At 63.3% G+C, this 5,584-nt stretch carries 8 protein-coding genes and 1 pseudogene; 5 read left to right on the top strand and 4 right to left on the bottom strand.

The annotated features are described in order from the left end of the window. The 5 genes from EN906_RS38260 to EN906_RS13555 all read left to right on the top strand — a co-directional run. Window positions 1–329, top strand: a 329-nt coding sequence (locus EN906_RS38260; RefSeq protein WP_281060442.1) for a glycine cleavage T C-terminal barrel domain-containing protein, incomplete at its 5' end; no start/stop codon positions are given. Beyond that, window positions 322–906, top strand: a complete 585-nt coding sequence (locus EN906_RS13540) for a sarcosine oxidase subunit gamma (protein WP_127271189.1) — start codon at window positions 322–324, stop codon at window positions 904–906. The genes EN906_RS38260 and EN906_RS13540, both read left to right, overlap by 8 nt. Window positions 907–965: 59 nt before the next feature. Continuing rightward, window positions 966–1,196, top strand: coding sequence for a hypothetical protein (locus EN906_RS13545; protein WP_127271190.1), 231 nt, complete (start codon window positions 966–968; stop codon window positions 1,194–1,196). Between the two features lie 78 nt (window positions 1,197–1,274). Continuing rightward, window positions 1,275–2,060 carry a ThuA domain-containing protein gene (locus EN906_RS13550; protein ID WP_127271192.1) on the top strand — a complete coding sequence of 262 codons (786 nt, stop codon included), beginning with the start codon at window positions 1,275–1,277 and terminating at the stop codon, window positions 2,058–2,060. A gap of 48 nt (window positions 2,061–2,108) precedes the next feature. Beyond that, a complete protein-coding gene (locus EN906_RS13555) occupies window positions 2,109–3,158 on the top strand; it encodes a Gfo/Idh/MocA family oxidoreductase (RefSeq protein ID WP_127271394.1) in 1,050 nt (349 codons plus the stop codon). 42 nt (window positions 3,159–3,200) lie between these two features. Here EN906_RS13555 and EN906_RS13560 read toward each other — a convergent pair whose 3' ends face one another. The 4 genes and pseudogenes from EN906_RS13560 to EN906_RS38265 all read right to left on the bottom strand — a co-directional run. Beyond that, window positions 3,201–3,449 (bottom strand): DUF680 domain-containing protein, encoded by a 249-nt coding sequence (locus tag EN906_RS13560; protein ID WP_127268964.1) that lies wholly within the window; start codon window positions 3,447–3,449, stop codon window positions 3,201–3,203. Between the two features lie 191 nt (window positions 3,450–3,640). Then, on the bottom strand, window positions 3,641–4,279 hold the full coding sequence (locus tag EN906_RS13565; protein ID WP_127268963.1) for a TetR/AcrR family transcriptional regulator: 639 nt from the start codon (window positions 4,277–4,279) through the stop codon (window positions 3,641–3,643). A gap of 164 nt (window positions 4,280–4,443) precedes the next feature. Further along, window positions 4,444–5,475: a phosphotransferase family protein gene (locus EN906_RS13575; RefSeq protein WP_127268961.1), complete on the bottom strand. Its 1,032-nt coding sequence runs from the start codon at window positions 5,473–5,475 to the stop codon at window positions 4,444–4,446. Continuing rightward, window positions 5,472–5,584, bottom strand: a pseudogene (locus EN906_RS38265) (MaoC family dehydratase); the annotation flags it as partial. The pseudogene EN906_RS38265 and the gene EN906_RS13575, both read right to left, overlap by 4 nt.

Here is a 5,584-nt window from a genome sequence, read left to right on the forward strand (position 1 = left end):
GCATCCGCGGCCTGACGCGGCCGGATCTGGTCGCCAAGGGCCGCAAGCAGCTGGTCGGCCTCAAGACCAGGGACCCCAAAGTGGTGCTGGAAGAAGGCGCGCAGGTCGTCGAGGATCCCAAGCAGGCGATCCCGATGAAGATGATCGGCCATGTCAGCTCGAGCTATTGGTCGGAAAATTGCGGCCGCTCGATCGCATTGGCGCTGGTCGCCGGCGGCCGCGACCGGATGGGCGAGACCCTCTATGTGCCGATGCCGAATGGGGTGATCGAAGTGGAGGTTACCGGCATGGTATTCTTCGACGAGACGGGAGGGCGCCTCAATGGCTAAGGCCGCTGCAAGGAAGACGGCTCCGGCCGCATCGCCTTCGGTCGAACGCCGTCCGGCGCTGGCTGGGCGCAGCACCACTGCCGCCGCCGTCAAGGTCGAGGTGCTGCCGTCGGCCGAGCGCGTTTCACTGCGTGCGCCGGAGGCTTCGGCCGCAGCGCTTTCGAAGGCGCTCGGCGTGACCTTGCCGAACAAGCCGAAAACCTCTGCCGCGAAGGGCGGGCGCACCGTCTTGTGGCTCGGTCCCGACGAATGGCTTGTGATCGATGAGGCCGGCAACGATCCGCTCGCCGATTGCGCCAAAGTATCCGCGCTGCATTCGGCGGTCGGCGTCTCGCATCGCAACATCGCGATATCGGTGACGGGCCCTGGGGCAGCGGCGACGATCAATGCTGGCTGCCCGCAGGACCTGTCGCTCGACGCCTTCCCGGTGGGCGCAGCGTCGCGCACCATCCTGGGCAAGACCGAGATCGTGCTGCTGCGCACAGCCGCCGATGCCTTCCGGGTCGAATGCTGGCGTTCCTTCTCGGACTATGTCTTTACTTTCCTGTCCGAGGGATCGCGCGACGCTGCGGTCTGAACTCGGAACGTTTTGCAGGGCACGCTCGTTCTGCATCCGCACGCCGAGGGAGAATGCCGATGCCGTCGAATTCCGCACCGAAGTCGCCGGTCATAAAGACATCGGCCGTCCGCTCGCTCGAACATGAGCGACATGAAGCCCCGAGCGCCGAAGAGGAACTCGAGGAAGGCCTCGAAGACACGTTCCCGGCCAGCGATCCGATATCCATTACCGGAACCGCCATCCCCGGCGCCCCGGCGAAACCGGGCACGGCCAAGACCGTGCCGGGGCGCAAGAAGCGCAAGACGTAGTATTCCATCGGGCCAGGCGGCATCGGCACCTTCTCAATCCCTTTTGACATGCTATTTAAAGCGCTTTGGGAGATGAAAATGCCGACAAAAGCGATCGTTTGGGGCGAGAATGTCCACGAGCAGACCAATGAAGCCGTGCGCGACCTCTATCCCTTGGGCATGCATGGCACCATTGCCGCCGCCCTCAACCAGGACAAGGGCATCGAGGCGACCACCGCCACCTTGCAGGAGCCCGAGCACGGCCTGAGCGAAAAGCGCCTGGCGGCCACCGACGTGCTTTTGTGGTGGGGCCACGCGGCGCATGGCGAGGTCAAGGACGAGATCGTCGAGCGGGTGCAGAAGCGGGTGTGGGAAGGGATGGGCTTGATCGTGCTTCATTCCGGCCACTACTCGAAGATATTCAAGCGGCTGATGGGCACGCCCTGTTCGCTGAAATGGCGCGAGGCGGGCGAGCGCGAGCGCGTCTGGGCGATCAACCGCGGCCACCCGATCGCGCAAGGCATCGGCGAGTGCCTGGAGATCGGCGAGACCGAAATGTATGGCGAGCCCTTCGCCGTGCCGGAGCCGCTGGAGACGGTGTTCGTCTCCTGGTACGAGGGTGGCGAGGTGTTCCGGTCCGGGCTGACCTACCAGCGCGGCGCGGGACGGATCTTCTACTTCTCGCCCGGCCACGAGACCTATCCGATCTATCACAATGAGGGCGTGCAGCAGGTGCTGCGCAACGCCGTGCACTGGGCGCACAACCCGGCGCCGGCATGGTCCGGCATCACCAATGCGTCGAACGTGCCGACGGATGCGGCCAAGGAGAAGATCGTGCAGAAGGGGCTGCGCCTGCATGCCGACGGCGACAAGGGCCTGAGTTGATTCGGGCCTGAGCTGATTGGGGTGTGAGGTGGCTGGGGGCCTGAACTGATGCATCGAATTCTTCTGCTCGGCACCGGCGGCATCGCCGGACATCATGTCGATGAGTTTGCCGGGATTCCCGGCTGCAGCATCGTCGCTTGCGTCGATCAGGTGCCTGGCCGCGCGGCGGCGTTTGCCGCCGTCAGCAAGATCGGCGAATCTTTCGAGAGCCTGGAGGCGGCGATCGCCTGCGGTCAGTTCGATGCCGCCATCAACGCGACGCCGGATGGTGCGCATATGGCAACGACGCTGGCGCTGCTTGCCCAGGGAAAGCATGTGTTTTGCGAAAAGCCGCTGGCGCCGAACCACGCCGACGCGCTTGATATGACCGAAGCGGCCGAGGCTGCAGGGGTGGTCAACATGGTCAACCTGACCTATCGCAACTCACCGGCGATCCATGAAGCGCGGCGCATGGTGCTGGCCGGCGAGATCGGCGTGTTGCGCCATGTCGAGGCAAGCTACCGGCAAAGCTGGCTGGTCAGCCAGTCGTGGGGCGACTGGCGGGTCGAGGACAAATGGCTCTGGCGCTTGTCGAGCCGGCACGGTTCGACCGGTGTGCTGGGCGATGTCGGCATCCATATCCTGGACTTCGCCACCTATGGCGCCGGCCAGGATATCGTCAGCCTGCATGCCGATCTGGTGACGTTTCCGAAGGCCGAGGGCGAGCGCATCGGCGACTATGTGCTGGACGCCAATGACAGCGTGGCAATGACGGCGCGGCTCAGTTCCGGTGCGCTCGCTACGATCGTGGCGAGCCGCTACATGACCGGCCACGCCAACGATCTGTCGCTGGCCCTGCACGGCACCAAGGGCGCCATCAGGGTCGAAACCGACGGCAAGGCATCGAACCTGTCGGCCTGTCTCGGCGGCGATGTCGATCTTCAGCGCTGGCAGATCTTGGCGCTGCCCAGTGTCAAGCGCAATGCGCGACGCTTTGCCGATGCGCTGGATACAGGCCGGAATGGCGATCCGTCGTTCCGGCGTGCCGCGGACATGCAAAAGCTGATCGACGCGGCCTTCGAGAGTTCAGCGGCGAAGCTGCCGGTTTCGGTCGGCTGAAGCTGGCCGGCTTGTGCCGGCCAGACGCGATCTTTGCTGATGTCAAAATGCGCTTGGTACAATCCACGGATTGATGCTGATGCCGAGCCGCGGGCCCTTGCCTTCAGCGGTATTTTGCGTGGCACCCTTCTTCTCGACCGAACCGGTCGAAGCGCAATCGAGCTTCACGTTGGTCCTGGTGTCAACGCAGGCCGCCACCGGCGCATGCTTGACGGGATGGGTGGTGTTGGCGGCGAAGGCCGAGCCCGAAAGTGCCAGCACGGCGGCGAGGGTGAGGAGTGTCTTTTTCATTGTCAGTCTCCGGTTTCCGGGTCGAATTCAATTCGTACCGACGGGTGAATTTCTCTCGTACATGTACGATACGCTGTACATATACGCCCGTCGATCGCGAAGTTCAAGGAAAACCGTACGCGTACAATAAATTTTTGTTAACCAAGAACCCCCAGGTCTGGAGGGGAATACACAAAACCAGGAAACGGCGTTCAGCAGTTGACCGGTGTCTCGGTCAGCGGCGGGACGTTTTGCGTGCTGAGCGTGGCGAGCGTGAAATCGCACATCCGCTTCACGAAGGCCTGCGGATCGCCGAAGGGGTAGAACGGAAAGGTGATGAGCAGCGAGATCGTGCCGTGGCCGACCGCCCACAGCATGGTGGCGATGGCGCGCGGATCGCCCTGCAATTTGCCGGCGGCGACGCAGGCCTCGACCCTGCTGATCAGCACCTTCATAGCAGGGTTGCTCTCCTCCATTTCATTGTAGCCTTCCGGCAGCTTGGTCTTTTCGGTCATGAACACGGTGCGGTATTCGTTGGGATTGCCGAGTCCGAAAGCGGCATATTCGGTCATCACCGCCTGCAAGGCCTCGATCGGATCATCGGATGGATGCTCCTCGATGCGGCGGGCCAGCGTCTCGAACGCATCCTCGGCCAGAGCGAACAGGATGTCCTGCTTGTCGGCGAAGTAGGAATAGACAGACATCGGGGCGTAGCCGACCCGCTTGGCCAATTTGCGGATGGTCAGGCCTTCATAGCCTTCTTCCTGGACGAGCTTGTGCGCGGCCTCGACAAGTTCGGAGCGCAGTTCGGCCTTTTGCTTCTCGCGGCGTGTCTGGACGCTCTGCGGCAAGATCTGGTGCCTTTGGTTGGTTGGTGGCTGGCTAAATTATATACGCTGTACGGAAACGGACAAGGGCACGGGAAGTTCCCAAGCGGTATGCTTCGGATCGTGCCGACGCTTGTCGAGGTTGGCGGCACCCGTGATCAGCACCTTTGCTCCGTCAAAGCGGCCCATCACGCCTCCTTGTCGATCAGCTTCGCGGCAAGGCGCGAAAGCAGCTTTACCGCCTCGCCATAGGTCCGGGCCTTTTCCGGATTGGAGGCGTTGCCGTCCAGCGCCCGCTTGTAGACGCCCTGGCAAATCGCGGCCAGCCGGAAGAAGGAAAAGGCGAGGTAGAACGTCCAGTTGCCGATACCGGTGAGCCCGCGCCGCCGGCAGTAGGCGGCGACGTAGTCCTCCTCGGAGGGCAGGCCGAGTGCGGAACGGTCGACACCGCCCAGGCCGCGAAAGCCGGAAGCGTGCGGCAGCCGCCATTGCATGCATTGATAGGCGATATCGGCGAAGGGGTGGCCTGATGTCGACAATTCCCAGTCGAGCACCGCCAGCACCTTCGGCCGGTCCGGCGCGAAGATCAGATTGTCCAGCCGGTAGTCGCCATGCACCAACGAGATCCGGCCGTCATCGGCGGGCATACGCGTTTCCAACCAGGCAATCAGCCGGTCCATGTCGGCGACTGCGTCAGTCTCCGAGGCGCGGTACTGGCTGGTCCAGCGCGCCAGCTGGCGCTCGAAATAATTTCCCGGCCGCCCGAAATCGCCGAGCCCCACTGTCCCGACATCGATCTCGTGCAGCGCCGCGAGGGTTTCGTTCATGGCATCATATATGGCGGCGCGTTCTTCGTTGTCGCCTGCCTCCGGCAGGGCCGGATCCCAGAAAATGCGGCCGTCGAGGAAATCCATCACGTAGAACATGCGGCCGATGGGCGAGTCTTCCGCCGACAGATGCAGCATGGCAGGCACGGGCACGGCGGTGCCGGCAAGCGCGCTCATCACCCTGAATTCGCGGTCGACCTGATGCGCCGATTTCAGCAATTGCCCCGGCGGCTTGGCGCGCAGCACGTAACGGCCGCTTGCCGCCGTCAAAAGGTAGGTCGGGTTCGATTGGCCGGATTTGAACTTCTCGACTGCCGCAAGTCCGGAAAAGCCCGGTATGTTCGCCTCGAGATAAGGCGCAAGCGCTGCCTGGTCGAGAACGGGATCACTCATGCCGTCTCGGGCTGGCGTTCGATCAAGGTCAGCGTCAGCCAGCGCGCGGTCAGTGCCGGCTTCTTCGAACCCTCGATCTCGATCGTCACGTCATGCGCGGTCTGCACCC

Origin of the sequence: Mesorhizobium sp. M7A.F.Ca.CA.004.06.1.1, from assembly GCF_003999135.1 — a bacterium.
Lineage (GTDB): Bacteria > Pseudomonadota > Alphaproteobacteria > Rhizobiales > Rhizobiaceae > Mesorhizobium.

Coding starts and splice junctions, on each gene's coding strand:
- EN906_RS13540 (WP_127271189.1), top strand. CDS start 322: ATGGCTAAGGCCGCTGCAAGGAAGACGGCTCCGGCCGCATCGCCTTCG.
- EN906_RS13545 (WP_127271190.1), top strand. CDS start 966: ATGCCGTCGAATTCCGCACCGAAGTCGCCGGTCATAAAGACATCGGCC.
- EN906_RS13575 (WP_127268961.1), bottom strand. CDS start 5,475: ATGAGTGATCCCGTTCTCGACCAGGCAGCGCTTGCGCCTTATCTCGAG.
- EN906_RS13555 (WP_127271394.1), top strand. CDS start 2,109: ATGCATCGAATTCTTCTGCTCGGCACCGGCGGCATCGCCGGACATCAT.
- EN906_RS13560 (WP_127268964.1), bottom strand. CDS start 3,449: ATGAAAAAGACACTCCTCACCCTCGCCGCCGTGCTGGCACTTTCGGGC.
- EN906_RS13550 (WP_127271192.1), top strand. CDS start 1,275: ATGCCGACAAAAGCGATCGTTTGGGGCGAGAATGTCCACGAGCAGACC.